At 70.4% G+C, this 25,377-nt stretch carries 22 protein-coding genes; 7 read left to right on the top strand and 15 right to left on the bottom strand.

Going from position 1 to position 25,377, the window contains the following annotated elements:
* Positions 1-44 precede the first annotated feature (44 nt).
* The 4 genes from BM43_RS16295 to BM43_RS16280 form a co-directional block, all read right to left on the bottom strand.
* Positions 45-479, bottom strand: a complete 435-nt coding sequence (locus tag BM43_RS16295) for a VOC family protein (protein WP_013689232.1) — start codon at positions 477-479, stop codon at positions 45-47.
* A gap of 142 nt (positions 480-621) precedes the next feature.
* Positions 622-2,124: a cysteate racemase gene (gene cuyB / locus BM43_RS16290; protein ID WP_036054650.1), complete on the bottom strand. Its 1,503-nt coding sequence runs from the start codon at positions 2,122-2,124 to the stop codon at positions 622-624.
* Positions 2,121-3,434 carry a dicarboxylate/amino acid:cation symporter gene (locus tag BM43_RS16285; RefSeq protein WP_036054652.1) on the bottom strand — a complete coding sequence of 438 codons (1,314 nt, stop codon included), beginning with the start codon at positions 3,432-3,434 and terminating at the stop codon, positions 2,121-2,123. The genes cuyB and BM43_RS16285 overlap by 4 nt, the downstream gene beginning before the upstream one ends.
* Before the next feature lie 226 nt (positions 3,435-3,660).
* Positions 3,661-4,563, bottom strand: coding sequence for a LysR substrate-binding domain-containing protein (locus BM43_RS16280; protein ID WP_036054654.1), 903 nt, complete (start codon positions 4,561-4,563; stop codon positions 3,661-3,663).
* 192 nt (positions 4,564-4,755) lie between these two features.
* Between BM43_RS16280 and BM43_RS16275 the strand changes: the two genes are divergently transcribed.
* Positions 4,756-5,361, top strand: coding sequence for a TonB C-terminal domain-containing protein (locus BM43_RS16275; protein WP_036054656.1), 606 nt, complete (start codon positions 4,756-4,758; stop codon positions 5,359-5,361).
* Between the two features lie 351 nt (positions 5,362-5,712).
* Positions 5,713-6,705, top strand: coding sequence for an alpha/beta fold hydrolase (locus BM43_RS16270; RefSeq protein WP_036054658.1), 993 nt, complete (start codon positions 5,713-5,715; stop codon positions 6,703-6,705).
* Positions 6,706-6,818: 113 nt separating this feature from the next.
* Here the strand turns inward: BM43_RS16270 and BM43_RS16265 are convergent, their stop codons facing one another.
* The 3 genes from BM43_RS16265 to BM43_RS16255 all read right to left on the bottom strand — a co-directional run bounded on the left by BM43_RS16265 (position 6,819) and on the right by BM43_RS16255 (position 10,127).
* Positions 6,819-8,198, bottom strand: a complete 1,380-nt coding sequence (locus BM43_RS16265; protein WP_036054660.1) for a tripartite tricarboxylate transporter permease — start codon at positions 8,196-8,198, stop codon at positions 6,819-6,821.
* A complete protein-coding gene (locus tag BM43_RS16260) occupies positions 8,195-8,746 on the bottom strand; it encodes a hypothetical protein (protein ID WP_230676366.1) in 552 nt (183 codons plus the stop codon). Before BM43_RS16260 ends, BM43_RS16265 begins: the two co-directional genes overlap by 4 nt.
* A gap of 97 nt (positions 8,747-8,843) precedes the next feature.
* Complete coding sequence (locus tag BM43_RS16255) at positions 8,844-10,127, bottom strand: hydroxymethylglutaryl-CoA reductase, degradative (RefSeq protein WP_013689226.1); 1,284 nt, start codon at positions 10,125-10,127, stop codon at positions 8,844-8,846.
* A gap of 168 nt (positions 10,128-10,295) precedes the next feature.
* Between BM43_RS16255 and BM43_RS16250 the strand changes: the two genes are divergently transcribed.
* Complete coding sequence (locus tag BM43_RS16250; RefSeq protein WP_017919684.1) at positions 10,296-11,708, top strand: aminotransferase-like domain-containing protein; 1,413 nt, start codon at positions 10,296-10,298, stop codon at positions 11,706-11,708.
* Between the two features lie 26 nt (positions 11,709-11,734).
* Here the strand turns inward: BM43_RS16250 and BM43_RS16245 are convergent, their stop codons facing one another.
* Complete coding sequence (locus BM43_RS16245; RefSeq protein WP_036054662.1) at positions 11,735-12,649, bottom strand: helix-turn-helix domain-containing protein; 915 nt, start codon at positions 12,647-12,649, stop codon at positions 11,735-11,737.
* A gap of 166 nt (positions 12,650-12,815) precedes the next feature.
* On the opposite strand from BM43_RS16245, the gene BM43_RS16240 reads away from it, so the two are divergent.
* The 3 genes from BM43_RS16240 to BM43_RS40495 are packed head-to-tail and all read left to right on the top strand — an operon-like array spanning position 12,816 to position 15,111.
* Positions 12,816-13,151 carry a hypothetical protein gene (locus BM43_RS16240; RefSeq protein WP_036054665.1) on the top strand — a complete coding sequence of 112 codons (336 nt, stop codon included), beginning with the start codon at positions 12,816-12,818 and terminating at the stop codon, positions 13,149-13,151.
* Between the two features lie 33 nt (positions 13,152-13,184).
* Positions 13,185-14,564, top strand: coding sequence for an SLC13 family permease (locus BM43_RS16235; RefSeq protein WP_052409143.1), 1,380 nt, complete (start codon positions 13,185-13,187; stop codon positions 14,562-14,564).
* Positions 14,565-14,577: 13 nt separating this feature from the next.
* Positions 14,578-15,111 carry a hypothetical protein gene (locus tag BM43_RS40495; RefSeq protein WP_144417672.1) on the top strand — a complete coding sequence of 178 codons (534 nt, stop codon included), beginning with the start codon at positions 14,578-14,580 and terminating at the stop codon, positions 15,109-15,111.
* 205 nt (positions 15,112-15,316) lie between these two features.
* Here the strand turns inward: BM43_RS40495 and BM43_RS16230 are convergent, their stop codons facing one another.
* The 5 genes from BM43_RS16230 to BM43_RS16210 form a co-directional block, all read right to left on the bottom strand.
* Positions 15,317-16,180, bottom strand: a complete 864-nt coding sequence (locus BM43_RS16230; RefSeq protein WP_036054668.1) for a DMT family transporter — start codon at positions 16,178-16,180, stop codon at positions 15,317-15,319.
* A gap of 287 nt (positions 16,181-16,467) precedes the next feature.
* The gene (locus tag BM43_RS16225) at positions 16,468-17,394 is read right to left on the bottom strand and encodes an anti-sigma factor family protein (protein WP_036054669.1); all 927 of its coding nucleotides are present in this window, start codon (positions 17,392-17,394) and stop codon (positions 16,468-16,470) included.
* Positions 17,395-17,659: 265 nt separating this feature from the next.
* On the bottom strand, positions 17,660-18,727 hold the full coding sequence (locus tag BM43_RS16220; protein ID WP_036054671.1) for a catalase family peroxidase: 1,068 nt from the start codon (positions 18,725-18,727) through the stop codon (positions 17,660-17,662).
* A gap of 120 nt (positions 18,728-18,847) precedes the next feature.
* Complete coding sequence (locus BM43_RS16215) at positions 18,848-19,801, bottom strand: anti-sigma factor family protein (protein WP_036054672.1); 954 nt, start codon at positions 19,799-19,801, stop codon at positions 18,848-18,850.
* A complete protein-coding gene (locus BM43_RS16210) occupies positions 19,798-20,349 on the bottom strand; it encodes an RNA polymerase sigma factor (protein ID WP_013689217.1) in 552 nt (183 codons plus the stop codon). The genes BM43_RS16215 and BM43_RS16210 overlap by 4 nt, the downstream gene beginning before the upstream one ends.
* Positions 20,350-20,808: 459 nt before the next feature.
* On the opposite strand from BM43_RS16210, the gene tssA reads away from it, so the two are divergent.
* The gene (tssA, locus tag BM43_RS16205; RefSeq protein ID WP_036054674.1) at positions 20,809-21,882 is read left to right on the top strand and encodes a type VI secretion system protein TssA; all 1,074 of its coding nucleotides are present in this window, start codon (positions 20,809-20,811) and stop codon (positions 21,880-21,882) included.
* A 60-nt stretch (positions 21,883-21,942) separates the two neighbouring features.
* Here the strand turns inward: tssA and BM43_RS16200 are convergent, their stop codons facing one another.
* Complete coding sequence (locus BM43_RS16200) at positions 21,943-22,347, bottom strand: hypothetical protein (RefSeq protein WP_036054675.1); 405 nt, start codon at positions 22,345-22,347, stop codon at positions 21,943-21,945.
* A gap of 158 nt (positions 22,348-22,505) precedes the next feature.
* Positions 22,506-25,370, bottom strand: a complete 2,865-nt coding sequence (locus BM43_RS16195; RefSeq protein ID WP_042284749.1) for a serine/threonine-protein kinase — start codon at positions 25,368-25,370, stop codon at positions 22,506-22,508.
* Positions 25,371-25,377 lie beyond the last annotated feature (7 nt).

The following is a 25,377-nucleotide window of genomic DNA, read 5'->3' as shown; positions in this document are numbered from 1 at the left end:
CGCTCCAGGACGATGAGGAGGAACGGGGCGAGGACTGAGCGGCCTTACTTCGCGAACAGCTTGCCGAGATCGGCGAAGGCCTTGAATTCGAGCGCGTTGCCCGACGGATCGAGGAAGAACATGGTGGCCTGCTCGCCGGGCTCGCCCTTGAAGCGGACATACGGCTCGATCACGAACTTCGTGCCGGCCGCGCGCAGCTTGTCGGCCAGCAGGTGCCATTGCTCCAGCGTCAGCAGCGCGCCGAAATGGCGGACCGGCACGCCATGGCCGTCGACGGCATTGGTGCGCGCCACGCCCGTTTCGTCCGGCGCGAGATGCGCGACGATCTGGTGGCCATAGAGGTTGAAGTCGACCCATTCGGCCGAGCTGCGGCCTTCGGGGCAGCCGAGCAGCTCGCCGTAGAATTCGCGCGCGGCCTCGAGGCTGTGGACCGGGAAGGCGATATGGAAAGGCAGCAGCGGGGCGGCGGAAGCGCTCATCGATCGAAACTCCGTAACGAGGTATCAAGGGGACATCGGCCCGCCGCGCGCGTCGGCGCGGCAGATCAGTGACACCGATGTTACCGATTACGATCTTCGATGAAAAACGATATTTTTCCGATCTGAGTATCGATTTATTCGATTAAAAGGAACGCCGCGGTTCCGCCTCGTTCGCCGCCGCATTTGCCGCCTTGGTCGCCGCCGCGACGCAGGCCCTGGCCAGCACCTCGGTCGGGTCGACCAGGTTCACGCGCACGCCGCCCGGGCCGGCGATCTCGCCTGCCGGCAGCAGCAGCGGCAGCTCGGTGCAGCCGAGCAGCACCACGCGAGCGCCGGCCGCGACCAGCGCATCGAGCGCGGCCTCGATGTCCTCGCGGCAGCGGCCCTGCACGAACCCGGCCTTGACGCCCGCCTCGCCGTAGATCGCCGCCATCACGCGCGCCTGCAAGGCTGGCGGCGGCACGAGCTGCACGAAACCCTCGGCGGCCAGCGCCTCGCGATAGACGCCGCTGGCGAGCGTGCCCGAGGTGGCCAGCACGCCGATCTCGCGCGCCTCGGGAAAACGCTCGCGCAGATGGCGCGCCGTCACCGTCAGCATGTTGACGATCGGGATCGACAGGCGCGGCTGGATTCGCTCGACGAAGGCGTGCGCGGTATTGCAGGGGATCGCCACCAGCTTCGCGCCGCCCTGCTCCAGGCGCTTGCAGGCGGCATAGAGCGAGACGGTCGGATCGGGGCCCTCGCCGACCAGGTGCGCGGTGCGATCGGGGATCTGCGGATTCTGCTCGACGATCAGCTTCAGGTGGTCCTGGTCGCGCGCGGCCGGCGTGTGCTGCACCAGCTTGCGCAGGAAGTCGACGGTGGCCGCCGGCCCGACGCCGCCGACCACGCCGATCCGGAACGGCTCGGCCTGGCCGCCATGCGCGCCCTCGTGGTCGACGGCAAGCACGCGCCGCGCATAGACCTGGTTCGGGTCGACCAGCGGCACCGGCAGCGGCCCGAGCGCGTCCAGCACCAGGGCGATTTCGGTCAGGCCCGGCACGATCACCTCCGCGCCCTGCTCGATCAGCGAGGCGCAGGCACGCCGCAGCAGCTCGACCGGGCGCCCGTCGAGCGCGCCCTCGCGAATGCCGTCCACGCCATAGACCGCCTCCGTCACCGCATCGATGCCATCGACCTCGTCGGGATGGCAGAGACTGAATTCCGGCGCCGCGAAGTAGCGCTCGAACAGGCGCCGCTCGCGCGTCGCCGCCGAGGCGAGCACGCCGACGCGTCGCACGCCCGGCCACGCGCGGCGCACGTGCTCGCGCACCGCCTCGACCAGGTCGACGATCGCCAGCGAGGTGTTCGCGCGCAGCTCGTCGAGGAAGGTGTGGCTGAGGAAGCAGGGCAGCACCACGGTGGTCACGCCGCGCTGCTCGAACTCGCGGATCAGGTCGAACACATGGAGCTTGCGCTCGGCGCTCGCCTCGCGATCCGGGGCCGCGCCGCGAAGGGGATGCTGGGCCAGGATCGCGTCGATCGGCGTGGTGCCGGCCGCGCGCATCAGCTTGGCGTACAGGTCGGCGCCGGCCAGCGGGCCGAGCCCGCCGACGATGCCGAGGCGCCGTGCCGGCGCGCCGGCCGGAAGGCTCGCGCCGCTCATCGCGCGTCGCCCGCCAGCGGCTCGAGACGCGACAGCTCGCTCGACACCGGCCCCGGCTCCCTCGCTTCGGCCACCTCGACCGCCGCGCGCCGCGCTTCCCACTTCGCGATCACGGCGGTGGCCACGCTGTTGCCGATCACGTTGGTCATGGTGCGTCCCATGTCGAGGATCTGGTCGATCGCCAGCACCAGCGCCACGCCCGCGGCGGGCAGATGGAACAGCGGCGCGACCGCGGCAACCACCACCACCGAGCCGCGCGGCACGCTGGCCATGCCCTTGCTGCTCAGCATCAGGACCAGCAGCATCAGCAGTTGCTGCGAGACCGGCATGTCGATGCCGAAAGCCTGGGCGATGAAGATCGCGGCGAAGGACTGGTACATCATCGAGCCGTCGAGGTTGAAGGCGTAGCCGAGCGGCAGCGTGAAGCCCACCACCTTCTTCGGCACGCCGAAACGTTCGAGCTGCTCGGTCAGGCGCGGATAGGCGGCCTCGCTGCTGGCCGTCGAGAAGGCCAGCATGGCCGGCTCGCGCACCGCCTTCAGCAGGCGGCCGACGTCGCGCCCCAGGAACAGCCAGCCGACGCCCACCAGCAGCAGCCACAACACCACCAGCGCCGCATAGAAGGCGCCGATCAGCCGGCCATAGGTGAGCACCACGTCGAGCCCGCGCAGCGTGACGGCCGAGGCGATCGCGCCGAACACGCCGAACGGCGCGGCGCGCATCACGTAGCCGGTCAGCCGCAGCATCACCGGCACCAGGCCGTCGATCGCGCCGACCAGCAGGGCCACGCGCGGGTCCTGCCTGAGCGCGCCGAGCCCGAGCCCGAAGAACAGCGAGAACACCAGGATCTGCAGGATGTCGTTGCGCGCCATCGCATCAAGCAGGCTGGTGGGGAAGGCGTGCGTGAGCACGTCCTTCAGGTTGAGCCCCGCCGTATTGAGCCCGGCGACGCTTTCCCCGGCGCCCGCCGCCAGGTGCAGGCCGGCGCCCGGCTGCAGCGCGTTGGCGAAGGCCAGCCCGATCAGCAGCGACACGAAGGAGGCGCACAGGAACCACAGCACGGTGCGCAGGCCGATCCGGCCCACGTCGCGGCCGCCGTCCATGCCGGCGAGCCCCGACACCAGGGTGGCGAACACCAGCGGCGCGATGATCATCTTGATCAGCCGCAGGAAGATGTCGGTGAGGATCGAGAAGTAGCCGGCGATGTCCCGGGCTTGCGCGGCATCGGCCGCCGTCGCGTGGCAGTAGCCGCCGGCCGCGATGCCGAGCAGCATGCCGGCCGCGATCCATGGAGTGAGGCGTGATTTCATGTCCGTCCCTGGAGGCGCCGGGCGAACCTGGAGGGTCCTGCGGCGCGTGTCGATGAGGAAACGTCGGGGTTCGACGCGGGCGACGGACGAAAGCGGAAAGCGGCTTGCCTCGACCGTCAGGACGAATGGTAGGGACGGTCAAAAAACCCGCGATGCGGGTCCGGCATGCACGTATGCGTGATTCGCATAGGCAGGGAAATCCCGGGGGCGGCCGCGGCAGGGAGCCTCAGATCGAGGCGCGCAGGTGCTGCCAGAGCGTATCGACGAAGGCGCCGCGATTGCTGGTATCGCGATAGACACGCAGCTCCACCTCGAGCTGCCAGGCGGCCGGCCCCGCCGGCACCAGCTCGCCGGCCGCGAGCTCGCGCGCGATCGCGCTGCGCGGCAGCCAGGCCAGGCCCTCGCCCTCGACCACCAGCTTCTTGAGCACCTCGGCCATGTCCGACTCGAAGTGCAGCCGCAGCATCGGCGTGGCCGGCGCGCGCGACAGCAGCAGCGCCTGGCAGCGCCCGAAATAGCTGGTTTCCGTGTACGAGATCAGCGGCAGCGCGGCCTTGCTGGTGCCCGGCAGGCGAAAGCGCGGCGCGGCGCGCGGCGTGGGCTGGCTGACCGGCAGCAGCGTATCGAGGCCGACCGTGAGGTGCTCGTAGCGCGCCGGATCGAGATGCAGCGGCAGCTCGGGATGGTGGTAGGCGAACATCAGCTCGCAGTTGCCGTTCACCAGCGACAGGATCGAATCATGGACATTGGCCGGCACCACCCGCGCGCGCACCTCGCCGAAATGGCCCGACAAGGCCTTCAGCCAGCCCGGCAGGAAGTTCAGCGCGATGGTGTGGCCGGCCGCGATCTGCAGGCCGCGCCCGGCGATGCGCTGCTCGTTGCGGATGATGGCGCGCGTGTCGTGCAGCTTGTGCAGGATGTCGTCGGCGGCCTCGCGGAACAGGCGCCCGGCCGGCGTCAGCACCGGCGGGAAGCTGCTGCGGTCGATCAGCTCCGCGCCGACCCACTGCTCCAGCGACTGGATGCGGCGGCTGAAGCCCGATTGCGTGACGTTGCGGAACTCGGCCGCGCGCGAGAAGCTCTGGTATTGCGCGAGGGCGATGAAGTCCTCGATCCATTTGATTTCCATGCGCGTCGCCGATGGCTTGGGGATGATGGGAAGTCGATCGAGCGCATTCTACGACGCGGCGGTGCCGCTGCCCGCCAGGTAAACCGAATCGCAGACTGTTACCGCCGGCGCGGCCGGCGCTTGCCCCCGCATCGCGATGGTGCTGGAATAGCGCTCATTCCTACGACAACGAACAACAAATCGAGAGAGACCATGACCATCGGATCGCCGCGCAGGAATCGCGCTGCCGGGAGCGCCCTCACCTCGCTCACCTCGCTCACCTCGCTCGCCCCGCTTGCGCTCATCGCCTCGCTGGCGCTGGCCGGCTGCGCCGCCAACGACCCACCGATGCCCTCCCCCGACCAGATCGCCTCGATCTGCCTGAAGCAGGCCGCGCAGGGCGGCGATCCTGTCTCGCTGGCGCACCTGAGCGCGCTGCAATGGCAGCGTTACGTGGGCTGCCGGATCGGCGGCAGCCTGTATGTGGCGCGTCCCGCCGTCGACGGTTATCCCGAGGCGGTGCTGTCGACGCATTTCTCCCGCAGCGGCGCGGTCGAATCGTCCGAGCTGCAGCCCGCCAACGGGGGCGGCGACCCGGCCTGGAACGCCGCGGTCACGCAGGCGCTGGCGAGCGCCTCGCCGCTGCCCGCGCTGGGCACGCCCAACCAGACCGCGCGCATCGACCTGCATTTCAGCCCGCGCTGGAAGCTGGCGGGCCTGACCGGCGGCGCCGGCCTGTCGAGCAGCAGCCACTGGAGCGTGGAGCATTGCACGGTCATGGCCGCCGGCGCCAAAAGCTGCACCGGCCCCGCCGACTGAGCACCGGTCCCGCGCGGGGTGATCGGCACCCCGCCGCCATTCTTCGCGTTTCGCGAACGATCCATTCGCTCCCCGGCGTATTCCTGCCAGTCCTTCGCGCCCCTAGACTTCCTCTCCATGCGATCCGATCCCTGGATCGCGCGGTCCTGAGGAAATCATGGCGCTTCAGCCTCGTTCGTTGTCCCCGCATCCATTTTTCGTGACGACCTAATGGCCGGCACGATATCGGGCACACGATCGACGCTGATACGGACCACCTTCAGCGGCCAGCATGACGGATCAATAGTTCGTCATGCCAATCGAACTCGACACGACTTTTCTTTCCATCACATCGCCCCTGGAGCCTTCACGATGAAATTCCCGACCCTCGCCGGCCTGGCTACCGCTTGCGCCCTCACGTTCGCCACGCTCTCGCCCGCCGCCCAGGCCGCCGGCACCGTCGCGTCGACCGGCGCCCCCGCGGCAAGCGCAGATGCCGTCAGCTATCACACCGTCGATGTGAACGGCGTGAAGATCTTCTATCGCGAGGCCGGCCCGAAGAACGCCCCCACCGTGCTGCTGCTCCACGGCTTCCCGACCTCGTCGCAGATGTTCCGCAACCTGATGCCGCAGCTGGCCGACCGCTACCACGTGATCGCGCCGGACTACCCCGGTTTCGGCCAGAGCGACATGCCGGCGCCGGATCGCTTCAGCTATACCTTCGACAATCTCGCCAAGGTGATCGACGGGTTCACCGAAACCCTCGGCCTGACGCGCTACGCGCTGTACGTGCAGGATTACGGCGCGCCGGTCGGCTATCGGATCGCCGCGGCGCATCCCGAGCGCATCACCGCGATCGTCGTGCAGAACGGCAACGCCTACGAGGAGGGCATCGCCGGCGATTTCTGGAAGCCGCTGAAGGCCTACTGGGCCGATCGTTCGGAGGCCAATGCCGAGCGCCTGCGCCAACTGCTGCAGTTGAAGGTGACGCGCTGGCACTACGTGGACGGGACGCGCGAGCTCAGCCACCTGGATCCCGGCACCTGGACGCTCGACCAGGCCTATCTCGATCGCCCCGGCAACCAGGAGATCCAGCTGGACCTGTTCTACAGCTACGGCAGCAACGTGGCGCAATACGCGCAATGGCAGGCCTATTTCCGCGAGTACCAGCCGCCGATGCTGATCGTCTGGGGCAAGAACGACAAGGCCTTCCCGCCGGTCGGCGCGCGCGCCTATCTGCGCGACCTGCCCAAGGCGGAGCTGCACCTGTTCGATACCGGCCATTTCGCGCTGGAGGAGGATGGCGCCGAGATCGGCCGGCTGATGCGCGCGTTCCTCAAACGCAACGTGCCCGCCACGCGCTGAGCGGCTTGCCGCCGGCAAAACCGGGCCGCGACGGCATGTTCCGGGCGACGGTGCCGCCGCGAATCCCGCGCGCGCGGCACCACCGCCCAGCGCCGTGCACGCGACACGGCGCCCTACACCAGCTTCATCAAGGCCGGCACGCCGAGCACGGCCGCGTAGTAGCCCATGAACTGCACGCCGGTATTGAAGCCGAACAGCCTCGACAGCACGCCGCCCACCAGCCCCACCGTGAGGATCACGGCCAGCCCCGCCAGGCCGCCCTCCCACACGCCGATCACCACGATCAGCCCCGAGAAGGTGGCGATGATGGCCTCGTGCGAGAGCTTGCGCGCCACGAACGACGCCGCGCGATGCGCGTAGTTCATCGCCAGCGGATAGGCGATCAGCGCGGCCAGCAGCACCGCGAGCAACCCGTAGCCGAGGAAGGCCCAGGCCGACATCAGCGTGTGCAGGTTGTGGACCTGCCCGCCGGCCGTGTCGACGAAGAAGCGCGGCGGCGCATTGAACAGCGGCGCGGCCGGCCCCGCCGCCACCGGGCTCAGCGGCAGCCCGAAGGCGATCAGCGGGATCAGCGCCTCGGCGATATAGGTGGCCTCGGTCACGCCGTTGCGCGCGGCGATCACCGTGGTCAGGCGCGGATAGGCATGCTTGACGCGCGCGCCGACGATCTCGCCGGCCACCACCGTCATCGCCACCGGGCTGAACACGAAGGTCGCGCTCGACAGCGCGGCGGTGCCCAGCGTCCAGCCGGCCTGGCTGCGATCGAGGATGCGCAGCGGGTTCGGGAACCAGCCGCGCCAGCCCTTCAGGTCCGGCGCCAGCGAGAAGGTGGCCAGCCCCTCGCGCCGCATTGCGCGGCGCGCCGGCGGCGAGAGGATCGCGAACAGGTCGGCGATCAGCGGGCCGATCGCGATGCCGAGGAAGTAGCTGACCGAGAGCTTCACGCCGTACTTGCCGGTCAGCGTCTGCAGCGCCACGATCAGCAGCACGAAGGGCACCAGCAGCAGCACGCAGGCCCAGCGCCCGGCCGAGGCGTAGGCGATCACGCAGGCGGCGGCCAGGAACACCCAGGGCGCGGCCTTCGCGATCGCGCCGCCGAACGGCGCCAGCAGCACCGCGAACAGCACCGCCAGCGGTACCGCCACGCAGGCCGCAACGATCGCGCCCGAGATCATCTTGCGCAGCGCGATATGCGGCACGCCGAGCGCGCGCAAGGCGGTGGCCTGCTGCAGCAGCGGCGCGGCCATGGTGTCGCCGGGAATGCCGAGCAGCGCGGTGGGGATCGCGTGCGTCATGTGCTTGGCCACCGCGCCGGCCAGGAAGAAGGTGAACACGCCCGCCGGCGGCACGCCGAGCAGGGCCACCAGCAGGGTCAGCGGCGCGATGGTGGTGGTCTCGTCGGTGCCGGAGACCAGACCGATCGCGGCAAAGGCGATCGCGCCGAGCAGGCCCATCGCCAGCGCCACGGAGAAGTCGGACAGCAGCGGGGTCATGAGCGGGCTCCCGGCTCGACGGTGGCAGCGGCATCGCCGGCGGCTGCGGCGCCCGCCTCGGCGGCGACGCGGCCCGCGCCTCGCTCGTAGGCGGCGAACACGGCAGTCAGGCCCAGCTCGTCCATCTCGGCGCGCGCGGCCGGGCTCAGGTCCTCGAGCGAGCCGAGGCCGCCCGATTCGGCATCGAGCTGGGCCAGCACGCGCAGGCGCGCCGCCTCGTCCACCACCTGCTCGACCACCACGCGCTTGGGCGCGAACAGCTTCGCGCAGATCACGCCGGCCGCCAGGCAGCCGCCCAGGCCGACCAGCATCGCGTAGGCGCGCGCGATCTGCGGATCGGCGACCAGCGGCGCCAACAGCGCGCGTCCCGCGAGGAAGGCGCCCAGCGCCACGCCCACGCCGATCGCCACCGACCAGCCCAGATGGCGCAGGTCGACCGTGTCGCCCCACACCTCGGCCAGCGGCGCCGCGGCCGCCGTCTCGGCCGCCACCCCGCGCCGCGCGGACACGGCCGCCAGCGCGGCGGAATTGCCACCCATCTCGTTCATGCGTCTCCTCCTTCGGCAGGCAAGCTGCCGTCGCGGCCGGGGTGGATCCCCGGTCCGCCTGGTTATGTGCCCGCGCCTTCCGACGACGGGCCGCCGCTCAGTCGCGCGGGCCGGCCAGCAACTCCAGCGCGCGATCGGTGCGCACGTCCCTGGCGGCCGCCATCTTGCGCGCGACCCAGTCGATGTCGGCGCCGCTCGCGCCGGCCGCGATCGCGATATTGCGCGCGTGCAGCGCCATGTGGCCGCGCTGGATGCCTTCGGTGGCGAGCGCGCGCAGCGCGCCCATGTTCTGCGCCAGGCCGACCGCCGCGGCGATCTCGCCGAGCCGCTGCGCGCTCTGCACGCCGAGGATCCGCAGCGCCGCGCGCGCCAGCGGATGGGTGCGCGTGGCGCCGCCCACCAGCCCGACCGGCATCGGCAGCTCGATGGTGCCGACCAGGTCGCCGTTGGCCGCCTTCTCCCAGGTGGTCAGCGAGGTGTAGCGTCCGCCGCGGCTGGCATAGGCATGCGCGCCCGCCTCCACCGCGCGCCAGTCGTTGCCGGTGGCGACGATCACCGGATCGATGCCGTTCATGATGCCCTTGTTGTGGGTGGCCGCGCGATAGGGATCGACGGCGGCCAGCAGGTAGGCGTCGATCACGCCGTCGATCACCGCCTCGCCCGAATACTCGCGCGTGGCCAGCGTGGCCGCCGAGTAGCGCACGTGCGCGCGGGCCAGCCGCAGGTCGGCCAGGTTCGACAGGATGCGCAGCCGCACGGTGCCGCCGGTGAGCGCCTCGATGCGCCCCGCCACCGCCTCGGCCATGGTGTTGACGGTATTGGCGCCCATCGCGTCGCGCACGTCGACGATCAGGTGCGCGACCACCATCGCGCCGCGCGGCGTGTCGGGGAACACCTGCACCTCGATGTCGCGGCAGCCGCCGCCGAGCTTCACCAGCACCGCGTCGCGCGCATTGGCCAGCTCGATCAGCTCGTCCCTGGCGGCCAGGATGGTCTGGCGCGCGCCATAGGGATCGTCGATGCCGAGCACCTGCACCTGGGCGCGCATCAGCGGCCCGGTGCTGGAGGTGCGGAAACCGCCCGCCTCGCGCGCCAGCTTGGCCATGAAGGAGGCGGCCGCGACGATCGAGGGCTCCTCCACCGCCATCGGCACCAGCACGTCCTCGCCGTTGATGCGGAAGTAACCGGCCACCGCCAGCGGCAGCTCGAAGGTGCCGATCACGTTCTCGATCATGCCGTTGGCCACCTCGATCGGCAGCGCGCCGGGCTTGGCCAGCAGCGCGTGCTGCGCGTCGTCGAGGCCGGCGGCCGCGGCGATGCGAGCCAGGCGCTCGGCGGGAGTCAGGGAACGGAAATCGGGCAGGGCGGAATCGATGGGCATCGCGGGCGTCTCCATGTCGGGTGGCGCGGCCTCGCGTTTTCCGGTGTTGCGGGGCCGCTTCGAATGGACGAATAATAGGCGCGCTGTACCTTAATGAAAGGTACAGTTCCCCACAACACTCGATGCACTGTACCTGGCACAGTGCGCCGGCCCGATGGAGCGGACGCGATGATACGGCGTGCAGGAACCACCTTGTCCGAGGGGATCGCGGACAATCTCGCCAGACAGATCGAGGAAGGCATCCTGCCGGCCGGCAGCAAGCTGCCCTCGATCAGGGAATACGCCGATGCCTCGGGCTGCTCGAAGAACACGGTGGTCAGCGCCTTCGACATCCTGACCGCCAACGGCCTGATCGAACCGCGGCGCGGCTCGGGCTTCTTCGTCTGCCGGCGGCCCGGCGGCGGCAGCGGCGCTGCGGCCGCGGCCATCGCCGAGAGCGAGGGCGGCGCCACCACCCTGGACCGCGCGATGGACGTGGTCTGGCTGATGCGCGAGCAGTTGCACGAGAGCGCCAACGTGCTGAACCTGGGCGAGGGTTTCCCGCCCGTCGACTGGCTCGCCAAGACGCGCCTGGACCTTTACCACCAGCGCGTGGTGCGCACCGGCGTGGCCTCGCTGTTCCGCTACGGCAGCCGCTACGGCTACCTGCCGCTGCGCCAGTCGCTGCAGCAGAAGCTGGCCGGCTACGAGATCGACGCGCAGCCCGCGCAGATCGTGCTGACGCACGGCGCCAACCAGGCCATCGACATCGTGCTGCGCTACTTCGTGCGGCCCGGCGATGCGGTGCTGGTCGACGATCCCGGCTACTACCCATTGTTCGGCAAGCTCAAGCTGAGCGGCGCACGCATCGTCGGGATCCCGCGCGAGACCGACGGCCCCTCGATCGCCGCGCTCGAAGCGGCGCTCGCCGAGCATCGCCCGCGGCTGTTCTTCACGCAGTCGGTGGGCCACAACCCCACCGCCACCGACACCAGCGCCGCCAAGGCGCATCGCATCCTGCAACTGGCCGAGGCGCACGACCTGATGCTGGTGGAGGACGACGCGCTGGCCGACCTGAAGCCGCGCACGCTCACGCGCATCGCCACGCTGGACCAGTTGCGCCGCACCATCTACGTGGGCAGCTTCGCGAAATCGGTGTCGGCCGCGCTGCGGGTGGGCTTCCTGGCCTGCGAGGCGGGCCTCGCCAGCGACCTGGCCGACGTCAAGATGCTGATGCACGTGAGCAGCTCGGAATACTGCGAGCGCACGCTCGACGCGATCGTCAGCGACGGCCATTTCCTTCGTCATACGAATTTCCTGCAGGACAAGCTGCGGCGCGCCACCGAGGCCGGCATCCTGGCGCTGCGCCGGCTGGGCGCCGAGATCTTCCGCGAGAGCGAGCAGAGCCTGTATCTGTGGGCCTCGCTGCCGGGCTGGCCCGATTCGATGCAGCTCGCCCAGGCGCTGCTGGAGCGCGGCGTGATCCTCGCGCCCGGTGCCGTGTTCGCGCCCGGCGCGGACCGGCTCTCGGCCTATTGCCGCTTCAACGTGGCCTACCTGGCGGACAAGCGCTTCGTGGCGGCGCTCAAGGCGGTGGGCTGAGCGAAGGCACGCCGGCGCCGCCCCGCCTACACGCGCTCCAGCAAGTCCCGCAGCAGCTTGGCCCCGGCCTTGCCCTTTGCCGCGTCGGCCCACAGCCGGTCGATCATGCGCCGGTACATCGCCACGGCATCGGCCGAGGTGGTGATGGTGGCGATGCCGGTGCGGATGTTCGGCAGCTCGCCGAGCCGGAACGGCGAGACCGCGACCTGCGCCTCGTGCTCGCCCTCGAAGATCTGGAAGGTCTCGTTCGGCAGCGCGTCGGCGACGATGCCGATCCTCACGCCCGCCGTCTCGTCCTCCAGCATCCCGACGATGCGCATCACCTCGCGCCGCGCCGCGAGCTTGCGTTCGAGCTGCACGCCCGGCGGCAACCCGAGCCGGCCCACCAGCCCATGATGGAGGAACTGCTCGATCTGGCGCAGCCCGATCAGGCTGGTCACGTCCAGCGGCGTCGCGCGGTAGGCGGCCTTGCGCTCGTCGAGGATCGCCATCACCTTCGACAGCGTCTGCGTCCAGGCCGCGTCGGCCAGCGCCGGCGGCACGCTTTCCTCCAGCATGCGCCGCAGCCAGCCGGCGTAATCGTCCGAGGTCAGCAGGAACGAGAAGGGATCGAAGTGCGCGACGATGCGCCGTGAGCGCCGCTCGATCTGCCGCATCCGCTCGAAATAGCTGATCGCCGAGTCGTGATACTCGACCTCCACGCCCAGCAGGTTCGCCAGCGACACGCCGAACAGCGTGGCCAGCCGCTCCAGCGTGTCGATCTTGACGATCTCGCCGCGCTCGAGCTTGTAGACGGCCGCGCGCGAGATGTCGAGCCGCTCGGCCAGGTCCTCGCTGCGCAGCTCGGCCGCCATCCGGTAGGCGCGCAGGCGCTCGCCGATGCTGTCGAAATCGAAGCGCGCGCCTCGAAGACGCTTCTTGCGGGGACCGGCTGCGGGCATGCGGGACCTTGGGGGCTCGGAAAGGAAAACGGCACGATATTACGCGAAAGCGCCACGCGAAACGCGCCGGCCCGGCTTCCTCGTGCCCCGAAAAACGGCGCTTGCATTCGCGACACGACGCAGTTAGTCTAAATATTTAGACGGCAGACACAAGCAAGGGCAAACCATGAAGCTTTCCGAAGGGGTGCAATGGCTGGCGCGCGCGATCGCCGGTTTCGCCGAGCTGGAGGCCTTCGAGGCCTGCTGCCGCGACGCGGCCGGCTGCGCGGGACGCGAGGCCGCGGCGCTGCTGTTGATCGCGCGGGCCACGGCGGCCTTCGCCGAGCGGCAGGACGGCGTGGCCGTGCAGGCGCCCACGATGCACGCGTTCCTGACTCGCCTGCATGCCGAGGCGCAACAGCTGAACGAGGCGAGCGAGCGCTCGGACGCGGCCCTTTTCGAGGCCCTGAACCGCTTCGCCGCCAATCTCTCGCGCGCCGATTTTTGTCTCAATTGTCTATAAAAATAGACAACCCTCCTTTCCCGCAGGAGTGTCATGCAGGCCAGACTCGCCACCCTGAACACCGGCACAAACATCGCCCTCGCCCTGCTCGCGGCCGGCCTGGGCGCGATCGCGATGCTGGCCGCACGCGGCACGCTGGCCCCGCACGACGCCCGCATCGTCGCGATCGTGTTCGCCTGCATCGTGCTGTGGGCCACCAACGCGATCGCCAGCCTGTGGGTCTCGCTGCTGTTCTTCTTCCTCGCGGCCACCTGCACCCGCGTGCCGGCCGCCGCGATCTTCTCGGGCTTCGGGTCCAGCGCGTTCTGGCTGGTGTTCAGCGGCGCGGCGATCGGCTTCGCGCTGAAGGACAGCGGCCTGAGCGCGCGGCTCGGCGGCGCGCTGGCGCGACGCATCGGCGCCTCCTATCCGCGCGCGCTGCTGGCTTTCGCCGTGCTCGGCTTCGCGCTCTCGCTGGTGATGCCCTCGACCTTCGGGCGCATCGCGATCCTGGTGCCGATCGCGCTCGGCTACTGCGAGGCGGTCGGGCTCGGCCCCGAGTCGAACGGCCGGCGCGGCATCCTGCTGCTGGTGATCGTCGGCGCCTATGAGCTGGCCGCCGCGGTGCTGCCGGCCAACCTGCCGAACGTGATCATGGCCGGCATCCTGGAGCAGTCGCATGGGCTGCGGCTGCGTTTCTCCGACTATCTCGCCTGGTTCTTCCCGGCCGGCGCGATCCTGCGCGGCGCCGTGCTGGTGCTCGCGGCCTGGCGGCTGTTTCCCGATCGGATCGACACGGCGGGCGCGGCCGCCACGCTGCCGGCCGCGCTGTCGCGCCGCGAATGGCATGCCATGACGCTGCTCGCGATCACGCTGGCGGGCTGGTTCAGCGATGCCTGGCACCACGTCGCGCCGGGCTGGATCGGGCTCGGTTTCGCGCTGGTCTATTTCGCGAGTTCGCCCGCCGACGCCCTGGAGCGCTTCACGGCCTCGCTGAAGATGGAGTTGCTGTGGTTCATCGCGGCCATCATCGGCTTGACGGCCCTGGTCAACCAGCTAGGCGCGCGCCTGCCGGGCATGGCCGCGCTCGACGCGCTGCGCGACAGCCCGATGCTCGCTTATGCCGCGCTCAGCGCCTTGTCGATCCTGCTGTGCTTCGCGGTCACCTCGAATGCGGAGCCGGCGCTCTATATACCGATCGCCTCGCAGGCGCTCGCGCAAAGTGTCTACCTGAAGGCCGGCTTGCTGGCGCAGGTGATGGGCTACGCGACCACGGTGCTGCCTTACCAGTCGCCGCCGATCGTGTTCGGCATCGCGCTGGCCAGGCTGGAGCGGCGCGCGGCGCTGCGCTATTGCGTGGTGACGGCGGGATTGGGCGTGCTGTGCGTGATCCCGTTCAACGCGCTGTGGTGGCGATGGCTCGGGGTGCTGTGAAGGGAAAGCGGGGATGCCACGTGTGATCGCGGCGATGGGATGCGTTCCTTCGACGAAGGAACAGGGCAATGCGGGAAAACGCCGCTGCGCGAAGCAGGCAAGGCTGGCTGCCCTGCCCGCTGCCGTCGCGGCCGATCGTCGAGCGGTTGCCGGTTCGCGCCGCATCCATCGAGAGGATGCTGCCCCGGCGGGGACGATCGGCAGCGCGCAAGCTTCGCGCTACCGGCTGGCGCAGGCCATGGCGAGCAAGGCCTGGACTGCCCGGAACCCGGAACCCGAATTCAGCCCCGGACTCGATACGCGGCTTCGGTACCACGAGGATTCGATACGCCGTCGCAGCCAAACGCCGCGCCGCTCCGTATCGCCCCGCCGGCGGCCGAGCCGCCCGCCATTACATGCGGCGGTGTGCTTCGGCGATCAGTTCGCAGGTACGGACGTGGATTTCCCACGCGCGGGCCAGGCCGCTGCGCAGTTGGGTAAACCATTGGACCAGAGCAGGAGTCGATGCAGTCGCAGCTTTCATGATGACCTCAGGGTTAGTGCCTAGGGGAAAACCCGTATTATACGGATCGCTCGCTGCACTGCAACAGGCAATACCCTTTTTGCAACAGATTGGCTGCGACAGGGCGCCGCAGCCGCCAAGCCAGGCGACGTCTCGCCGGATTCGGCCCGCTTTCTCCTGAAAATGGGGATGAATTGCACGCCCAGGCGGGAAGTGGGCGCGTGGCCCGCGCGCCGCGCATCGGGCCCGCTCAGGCAAACGCCGCCGGCGTCACTTTCAGCAGCACCACCCCAACCAGAATCGCCGCGATCCCCAGCCACTGCGCCGCGCTCGGCCGCTCGTGCCGGATCACGAAGCCGAGCAGCACCGTCACCGCGCTGGCCAGCGAACTGAGCACGGTGACGATCGCCACCTGCCCGGTGGCGGCGCCCAAGGCCAGCGAGAGAAAACCAAGCAGGCTGAACAGGCTGATCGACAGCAGCAGCGCCACCAGCGAGGCGGGCGGCGCCGAGAGAGCGCGCCGCCGCGCCAGCAGCAGCGACAGGATCGCCACCGCGGTGAGGTAATAGACCCACAGCGCGCTGGCCACGCCCAGCCGCTGGACCGCGAAGGCACCCTGCAGCCAGAAGCCGAGGCCGAACATCAGCGCGGACAGCAGGGCGAAGCCGATCGAGGCCGGCGCCTCGGCCTGGCCGCCGGCGGACTTCGCCATGCCCGCGAGGCTGGCGCCCGCCACGCACAGCGCCAGCCCGATCACCGTGAGGCCGGTGATCGACTGGCCGCCGAGGATCGCCAGCAAGGTGGTGACGGCGCCATAGAGCGACACGATCGGCGCCACCACCGAGGCCTTGCCGATCGACAAGGCCTTGAGCAGCGAGGCCATCGCGGCCAGGTTGCAGATCGCCGCGACGATCGCCACCAGCAGCCCCGCGTCGAGCGCGCCGATGCGCAGCCAGGCGGGATGGAAGGCGAGCACGACGCTCAGCAGCAGCAAGCCGATCGACTGGCTGTAGAACAGCGAGCGCGTCACGCCCACCCGGCGCGCCGCCTGCCCCGCCATGAAGTCGGTACTGCCCCAGCACAGGGCCGAAATCAGCCCCATCAGGATTGCCATGTGATTGTTCTCTCCTCGCGAGGCGATGACGACGACGGGTGCTTGCCTCGCCATCGCCGTCACCGGACTGGCCCGGCCGCCAGTATCGATTCGCGCGCGCAGCCACGGCAAGCACGCGGCTCACGAGAAATTCTCACAAGGCCGGCAGCCGCGCGGCAGCGGCGTCCCGGGCGAGCGAACGAGAAAGACCCTGTCGCCGTATCGGCGACACGCGCATCGGAAAGGGAAGGAAAACCAACGGGAAGGTGCTGCATCGGCCGCGCAGGACACGCGGCCGGAACGGAACATCAGCCGAGAAAATCGACGCGCGCCTCGCGCACCGCGAACATCGCATCGACATGGCTGCCGGAGATCTGCCGCGCGATGGCCTCGAGATCGCCTGAATCGGGCTTGCCGATCAGCGCGTAGGACAGCTCGTTCTGGCGCCAGGCCACCACGGTCATGCCGTGCATCTCGTGCTTGGCGATGCCCTGGTCGGGCCGCGCATCCTTCATCACGCACAAGGCGACGGGCACGCCGTGCTCGGGCAGGTAGACGATCTGGACCAGCGGCTTGCCGTCGTAGCGCAGGCGGTCGACGGCCTTGAAGCGCATGCCGGCCATGCTGAGGTCGGGCACGCGCAGGCGGATGCCGTCGTCGCTGCGGATCTCGCCGACGATCTTCGCGGAGACGGCCGGATCGGGCGTGAGGTTCGCGACGGTATCGCGCGTGTAGAGCTGCTGGTAGTCGGCCGCGACGCTGATCCACGGTTTCTTCGCGGCGCCGGCCGCCAAGCTCGGGCCGCTGCCGCCGCCGAAACCGCCGGCCGCGAACTGCTGCACCAGCCCCGCGCAGAACGCGCCGGCCACGAAGGCCGCCGCCAGCCACAGCATCGGGCGATTGCGCCGCGCCGGCAGGGGCACCACCTTGGCCGAGGCCGGCACCGGTTCCTGTTCTTGTCCCTGTTCGCGCGGCTGAGCCTGGGCTGCCGCCGCCGCCGACTGCGCCTGCGCGGCGCTCGCCATCGCCTCGATGCGCAAGCGCAGCGCATCGGGCAAGGGCGGCAGCTTCTGCGCGGCGAACGCGTCCTGATACGGCAGGCGCGACGCACGCAGGCGCGCCACGCTCTCCCGCAGCTCGGACGATTCGGCCAGCGCCTGCTCGACCGATGCCGCGCCGGCCGCATCGAGCTCGCCGTCGGCATACGCGATCAATGTGCTGTCGTCGGGTTTCATGGACGAAGAGGAAACTCAGGTGGGCCCAGATAGACCATTTGTATCGGTAACATCACCGACCGGCCGGTCTTGTTAGCAAACCTCTATGATAACCATAGTTCCGCTTTATGAGCATATCGACAGGGAAGCGGAACAGCTTTCCGACCCTGCCTGCCGGGCCGGTATTCGTAGGACGATCTTCAGCATCGCCAAACAATTTGCATGATGCCCGTTTGCGCGCGTCGCTGCACGCTCGCGAACGCTGCATCACGCGCCTGGCCCGGCCTCAATGCGCGCGTGCCTCCTCGCGCGTGCGCCGGTCGTAGGATTCGCGATAAGTCGAGGAGCGCGCGGCCAGCAAGGGATCGCGCGAGGGCGCGAGCCCGTCCGGCAGGATGGTCGGATCGAACACGATATCGCGGCAGGGGCCGTCGAGCTGCGCCTGCGCATGCTCGATCACGAAGCTGCCGGCATCGATGCGCAGCCGGCGCGGCGAAGGCGCCCAGGCCTGGGTCGAATCGTCGAGCGGGTCGCCCGGCATCGCCACGTTCAGCACCAGGTGCCAGCGCAGCGGGCCGTTCGCGAGCCGCATCGCCAGGTCGTAGGCGAGGAAATCCGGGTCGCGCTGCTCGCGCAGGTCGACCGGCCGGTACGGCGCCTCGGGCACCACCTCCCAGCGCACATGGCGGCGGATCCGGTGCGCGTCGCTGGTCACGAAGCTGCTGATGCCGTAATAGGTGGCGTTGTCGAAACGCGAGGACGGCGGATGGCGCTCCACGTAGGCGCGAAACGCACGCGCCTCGGGATGGCTGGCGAGGAAGGCCTGCATCCTGGCCGGATCGGCGCGGCCCGTGCGCGGGTCCCGCGCGTCGGCACGCAACTGCTCGTAGAGCGCCTGCGGCGTGCGCACCGCGAAGATCGGCGCCGAGTTCATCGCCAGGCGCCAGTCGGCACCATGCGGCAGGCTCACGCGCAGCGCGAAGCTGCGCACCATGCCGGCGCTGTCGTCCTGCCCCGGATCGCTACCCGGCATCGACAGGCGCCCCACCACCGGATAACGGCCCGGCGCGAACACGCTGGCGCGCGATAGCAGCTCGCCGCGTCCGTTGCTGTCGAAATGGCCCGTCACGCAGATGCCTTTCGCGTGATTGCGGCGAAAGCCCGGATGCGGGGTGCTGGTGGCCTCGAAGGCGTCGACGATGCGCGCGGCCGTCAAACGTCCGCTGAGCCAGCCGCCGCACCAGGCGAACAAGCCGACCAGCAGGGCCGGCGCGCCGAGCACGAGCGCCCAGCGCCACACCAGCGAGAAGCCGCGCGGCGGCGCGGCGCGCGAATCGGAACGAGGGGGCATCATCGATCGCCGGCCGCGAGCGCGACCCGATCGGCGCGCGCAGCCGCGCGCGGAAGAACGAAAGAAGCGGCCGGCGCGGCGGCTAGCGCCACGGCCGGCTCCCTCCCGTCGAGGACAGCTTGCTCAGGACGCGGTGCGCTCATGCACCCCGGTATCGGCGGCGCTGATGGTGGTCGACACCTGGCCGTTGTAGAGCTGCTTGCCGAGCGCATCGAGATCGACGTCGCCGGGCGCGGCGATCAGCGCATAACCGAGCTGACCGCGCCGCCACGACACCACCGACATGCCTTCCACCTGCGCGCTCGAAGGCGCGGCATCGGCCTTGGCCTCCTTCAGCACGCACAATGCGACCGGCTTGCCCCGCTCGGGCAGGTAGACGATCTGCACCAGCGGCTTGTCGTGGAAACGCAGCCGCTGCACGCGCTTGAAGGTCAGACCCTGCCTGCGCAGATCGGGAATCTGCAAGGCCAGCTTGTCGGCATCATGGATATCGGCGACGGTGGTGGCGGTGGCGCCCATGTCGGGCTGCAGCGCCGCGACGGTGTCGCGCGAATAGAGCTGCTGGTAACCGGCCGCTGCCTTGATCCAGGGCGTCATGCCTGAATCGTTCGAGGCGGTGAGCAAGCCGCCGCCCGACAGGCGCGGCGCGAACTGCAGGGCCAAGCCGCAGCAGAAGGCGCCGGCCACGAAGGCCACCGCCAGCTTCGGCCAGGAGAAGCTCGGCAGGCTGCGCGTGCGCGGCTTGAGGCGATGCACGTTCGGCCCCAGCGATGCTTCGGAATCCTCGTCATCGGCGTTCGCGGCGGGGGCCGTCGCCTGCGGTGCCGCGACCGACGCGCCCTCGCCGGCCAGGTGGCGGCGAATCAGTTCGTCGACGCTGCGCGTGAGCGATTCCGGCACCGGCGGCAGCGACTGCTGGTCGAAGGCCTCGCCATAAGGCAGTTGCGAGGCGCGCAGCATGGCCACGCGCGAGGCCAGTTCCTCCGAGGCGGCGATCGCCTCCTCGATGCGGGCGTTTTCCTGCGGCGTCAGTTCGCCGTCCACATAGGCCAACAGGCTGGCGTCGTCGATCTTCATCGCGCAGCTCGCTGGTTGGCGGTGGAACGGGGGCTCGCCTCGCGCTGGCCGAACTGCGCGCCGATGGTCTGGCGGGCGCGCGACAGGCGGCTCATGATGGTGCCGATCGGCACGCCGAGCACCTCGGCCGCCTCGGCATAGCTGAGGCCTTCGACGGCCACCAGCAGCATCACGATGCGCTGCGCCTCGGGCAGCCGCTCGACCGCTGCGATGATCTCGCCGTTCATCAAGGTTTCCTCGGGATTGCGCGCGCCCGGATCGGGCACGGTCTCGAGGAAGTTGTCGTCCCATTCCATGCTCGAGCGGCTGCGCACGTTGCGCGAGCGCAGCTCGTTGATCCAGGTGGAATGCACGATGGAGAACATCCAGCTCAGCGGGGAAGTACCGGGCTGCAACTGGTGGGCGCGTTCGAGACCCCGCACGCAGGCGCGCTGGAGCACATCCTCCGCGTCGTGCTGATTCCCGCAAAGGCGCAGGGAGAACGCCCAGAGCCGCGGCAACATGCCCGGCAGCAGACTGGGCAGACTCTCGACATCTGCTGTTGACATGGTTGACTGGCTGAAGACAGGATTGCCGGCTGGCACACCGGGCGAAAACTGGCCGTTTCCGGCTGGTTGACTGGCTCGCGGATTGTACAACGTCCGATTAACGTTTGCTGTTGCAAAACAAAAAGAACGAACTGACAACATAGGCAGTTTCCGTGACATTCGCAAGCGGCATCCATCGTCCCAAAGCCGCGCCGGGCGCGACATCCGCCACGCCAGCCTACGGCCGACTAAACAATTCGATTGCACGACGCTAAACGATCCGGGCCGCCGCGCACCAGGCTGGCGCGGCGATTCGGTTGTAGATACATGAATTCGGCTCAACGCGGCATGGAATGCCGTTTGGCTTTCGACTCGATGACAGAACACGCGATGCGCCGGAATATTCCATCGCCATCGATCGTTCTGCATGGAGCGCCCTGTTTCCGGGGCACCGTCACGCAGGACCGGAGCGAAGCCACCATGACCTATTCCGACTCGACCGACCCGAACCCGCTGCTCGCCGCGATCGACGACGCGGCGCCCACCGGCCCCGATCTCGAATACGACCCCGCCTTCACCGATCTCGAGCGGATCGCCATGCCCACCCCCGAGCGCGCCATGGGCGACAGCCTGAAGGCCGCCCAGGAGCCCGACTGGGACAAGGTCGCGCAAGCGGCCGAGGCGCTGTTCGCGCGCACCAAGGACCTGCGCGTGGCCGTGCACCTGACCGCCGCGCGCACGCGCCGCCAGGGCCTGGCGGGCTGGGCCTCGGGCCTGGCCCTGGTGCGCGAGCTGCTGGAGCGCTACTGGGACGACGTGCATCCCCGGCTCGACGCCGAGGACGACAACGACCCGACCGCGCGCGTCAATGCTTTGATGCCGCTGGGCGACCCGCAAGGCACGCTGGCCTATTTCCGGGTGGTGCCCTTCGTGCAGTCGCCGCGGCTCGGCCGCTTCTCGCTGCGCGACCTGCGCGTGGCGACCGGCGCGATCACCGCCGCGCCCTCGGCCGACGGCTCGCCGCCGCCGACCCTGGTCGACCTGGAAGCCTGCTGCCTCGACTGCCCCGAGGAGCAGTTGCCGGAATCGGCCGCGCTGCTGGCCGCCGCGCAGGATCACGCCGACGCGCTGATCGCCCTGCTGCGCGAGCGGCTCGGCACCGCGAGCCCCGATTTCGGGCTGCTGGCCGCCGATATCGCCGAGCTGAGGAAATTCGTCGATGCCCAGTTGTTGCGGCGCTTTCCCGAGCGCGCGGCCGAGCTGGCCGCCGCCGCGCCGGCGGACGGCGCCGACGGCGAGATACCGGCCGATATGGCAGCGGCAGCCGCGGCCGTGGCACCGCCGCCCGGCAAGATCTCGGGCCACGACGACGTGATCCGCCGCCTCGACGAGATCTGTGAGTATTACGAACGAATCGAGCCGTCCAGCCCGCTGCCGATCCTGCTCAAGCGCGCGCGGCGCCTGGTCGGCAAGAGCTTCGTCGAGGTCCTGCGGGATATCGCGCCGGGCGGGCTGTCGGAGCTGCAGACGCTGTCGGGGCCCGAGGCCGATTGAGCCGGCGCGCCAGCCGGGCCGGCCGAGGCCCGGCCCGGGCCCGCTTCGCCTCGGTCACGCTCAACTCATCATCATGAACCAGTAGACCGCGGCCACCCCGCAGGCCATGCCGAGCAGCACCACCAGCCAGGTGGTCGCGCGCCCGGCATTCGCGGCCCGCGCGCGCCGCTTGCGCGGCAGGGTCGTCGCCGCGGCCGGCGCCGACACCAGGCGCGCCTCGCCGGCGCCGTCGAATTCCTGCGCCGGCACGGTGCGGCGCACCGTATCGCGTCCCGGCTCCCGCTCGATCGCGGCCACGTCCTCGCCGGCCGCCACTACCGCCTCCCCCGCGCCCGAGGTATCGCCGAGCGCCTCCAGCACGGCGCGCCGGCGCTGCCGGTAAGCCTGTCGATCGATCTCGCCGTGCCGGTGCATGTCGTCAAGCACACGCAATGCCTGGTTCGCCTGCTGCTCGCGTACGCCCATCGTCCCTTCCCTCATCGCCGGCCGCGCTTCGTCGCGACGCGAGCCAGCCTCGCTCGCGCCGCGCCGCGGCCTGTTGCTTCTCCGGCGGAGTCATCCGCCGATTTGTCCATCGATCCGGCCATCGACTCGGCTACCGATTTGCCCGCCATCGCGCCCGCTCAGCCGCCGCTGCCGCTACTACCGCCCACCACCTGCGGCTCGGCATCGGAGGCCGCGCCGCCCTGGGCGCGGATCTGCTCCAGCACCGCACCCAGGCCGCCCTGCGGCAGCGCGGCACCCGCGCCGAGATCGCGTTCGAGCTGCTGCATGCCGGCCGCATCGGCCGACAAGGCCGCCTGGTAGCGCGCATGCAGGTCCTGGTAATCGGGTTCGGCGAGCGGCTTGCCGCGCGCATCGAGGATCGCCGCCGCCACCAGGTAGCGCTGCGCGGCCGCGCCGAGCCGCGCGTCGCCCGGCACCGCGTCGGCGCCTTGCGAGACCAGCGCGGCCGCGTCGGCCAGCCGGCCGCGCCGCGCCAGCACGCGCGCATTGCCGAGATAGGCGCTGGCCACCAGTTGCGGCGCGGCGCTGGCCAGCACCGCGCTGCCCGGCTGCAGGCTGCGCAGCCGGTTCAGCGCCGCCAGCGCGCGCGGGCCGTCGTTGGCCGAGGCGGCCAGGCGCAGCGCATCCACCTGCGCGGCCGGATCGCTGCTGGCGATCTGCTGGTCGATGCGCTGCTGTTGCAGCAGCATCAGCATGCGGTCGCGCTGCTCGGCCAGCCCCGGCGAATGCGGCGCGTAGCGCAGCCCCACCTCGACCAGGTCGAGCGTCTGGTGCGCCAGCCCCGGATCGCTGACCTGGGCCGCCGCGGTGACGATGCCGTCGGCCAGCGCATCGATCGCCTTGCCGGTCTCGGGCGCGTCGTCGCCCTGCAGCGAGGCCATCGCATTGGCCACGCCGTCCAGCCAGGCCTTGTTGGTCGACGGATTGGCGGCCAGCTCGGCCAGCGCATGCCGCGCATCGGCCACGTTCATCGCGGCGGCCTGCGGGCCCGGATGCGCGGCGGCCGAGGCCAGCTCGGCGGCCAGCTGGTCGCGGCGCCGCTGCAGGCGCGACGAATCGGGGAACAGTTGCAGGCCCAGCGCGATCCGCGCGCGCGCCTCGTCGTACTTGCCCAGGTCGATCGACTGGCCGATCGCGGCGTCGTACTTCAGCTCCAGGCGGTTGCCGCGCAGCAGCGCGCTGCCCGGATCGAGCAGGCGGATGCGCTGCAGGATGTCGGCGGCGCTGCCGGGCTGGTCCTCGAACAGCGCATCGCGATCGACCGCCTCGTCGAGGCTGCCGCCGAGCCGGGCCAGCATGCCGGTGCGCTCGTCGTCGATCTCCTTGCGGCGCGCGTCGAAGGCCGGCGAGAACAGCTTGAGCTGGTCGCGCAACTGGAACACGTGCTGCACGGCGGCGTAGTCGAAGCGGCCGAGCGGCGGGCTCCAGTAGGCGTCGAGCCGCTCGGCGAGGTAGTGCAGGATCACGTCGCTGCGGGTCAGCACCAGTTGCTGGCGCGCATCGGTGCCGAGCGCGTCGAGCGCGGCCATCGCCTGGTCCTCGCTGGCGTAGTGCTGCGGGTTGCCGTCGGCGAAGCGCTCGATGGTGGTATCGAGCTGGCGCTGCCGGTAATGGCCGTGCAGGACCACCGCGCCGGCCCCCACCGCCGCCAACGCGAGCAGCGCGACCAGGTAGGGCGCGACGCGCTCGCGCGGCCGGCGCGGACGCAGGCTCTCGACCAGCGCGCCCACCGTCTGCAGCCGCGCGCCGCCCTCGAAGGCCACCGCCTCGGCCAACGCGCGCGCCTGGCGCCGCGACAGCCCCGGCACCGCGGGCGGCGCGGCGTTTTCGTTCATCGCCAGCTCGGCGCTGCGGCGCTCGAAGGGATGGCGGCCGGTCAGCAGCTCGTAGATCACGCAGCCGAGCGCATAGACGTCGTCGCGCACCGCCGGATCGGCGCCGCGGATCATCTCCAGGCTCGCGTAGGCCGGCGTCAGCGCGCCCAGCGTGCCGGCGTCGAACACCGTCTGGTCGCCGGCCGCGCCCGCGCGCGCGTTGCCGGCGCGGGCGATGCCGAAGTCGAACACCTTGGGCACGCCGTCGCGCGTGACCATCACGTTGCCCGGCTTGAAATCGGAATGCACGATGCCGCTCGCGTGGGCACGCTGCAGCGCGCGCGCCATGCCCTCGATCAGCGGCCAGGCCTCGCGAAACGGCATGCCCGAGGGCCGCTCGCGGATCAGCGTGCGCAGGTCGGTGCCGTCGATGTACTCCATGGTCATGAAGACGATGGTGCCGTCCTTGTCGAAATCGTAGACATGGACGATGTGATCGTCGGCCAGGCGCTGCGCGCGGCGGGCCTCGCGCTGCAGCGCGATCAGCGAATCGGGATGGCGCCGGAACTCGTCGTTGAGCACCTTCACGGCCACGAAGGGATCGCGGTCGCGTGCCTCGACCTTGCGCTCGTCGCGCGCCAGGTAGACCACGCCCATGCCGCCGCGGCCGAGCTCGCGCTCGAGCAGGAAGCGGCCCTTGAGCAGGGTGCCGACGCTCGCGTGATCGCCGCCCTGGGCGTTCGCCACGCGCTGCCAGCTCTCGCGGCTCAGGCTGTCGGACTGGGTGCTGCCGGCGGCCGGCGCGGGGCGCATCACCACCGTCGCGTCGGCGTCGAAGCCGCCGGTGGCGCCGCTGCTGGTGGCGCCGGTGCTGGTGGCACTGATGGCGCTGGGGGCGCCCACGGTGCGCAGCGTGCGCACGGTTCGCTCGCCGCGCCCGGGATGGGCGGTCTCGTCATTGGCGGGGCGCGAGGACAGCACCACGGTCAGGTCGCCGTCGGCGGGCACCGCGCGCCCGGCGGTGGTGGTGACCGCGCGCGCGGGGCCGCCGCGCGGCGCGGCCGAGGGCAGCGCCGGCTTGCCGCGGCGCATGGCGCGTTCGACGAAATCGACCAGCCGCTGCCATTGCAGGCGGCCGGCGTTCAGGAGGGCGTGAGGATCGTTCATCGGGAAT

This window comes from Burkholderia gladioli, from assembly GCF_000959725.1.
Taxonomy (GTDB): Bacteria; Pseudomonadota; Gammaproteobacteria; order Burkholderiales; family Burkholderiaceae; genus Burkholderia; species Burkholderia gladioli.
The sequence above is the reverse complement of the archived record's forward strand: the minus strand, read 5'-3'. Positions and strand labels throughout refer to the sequence as shown.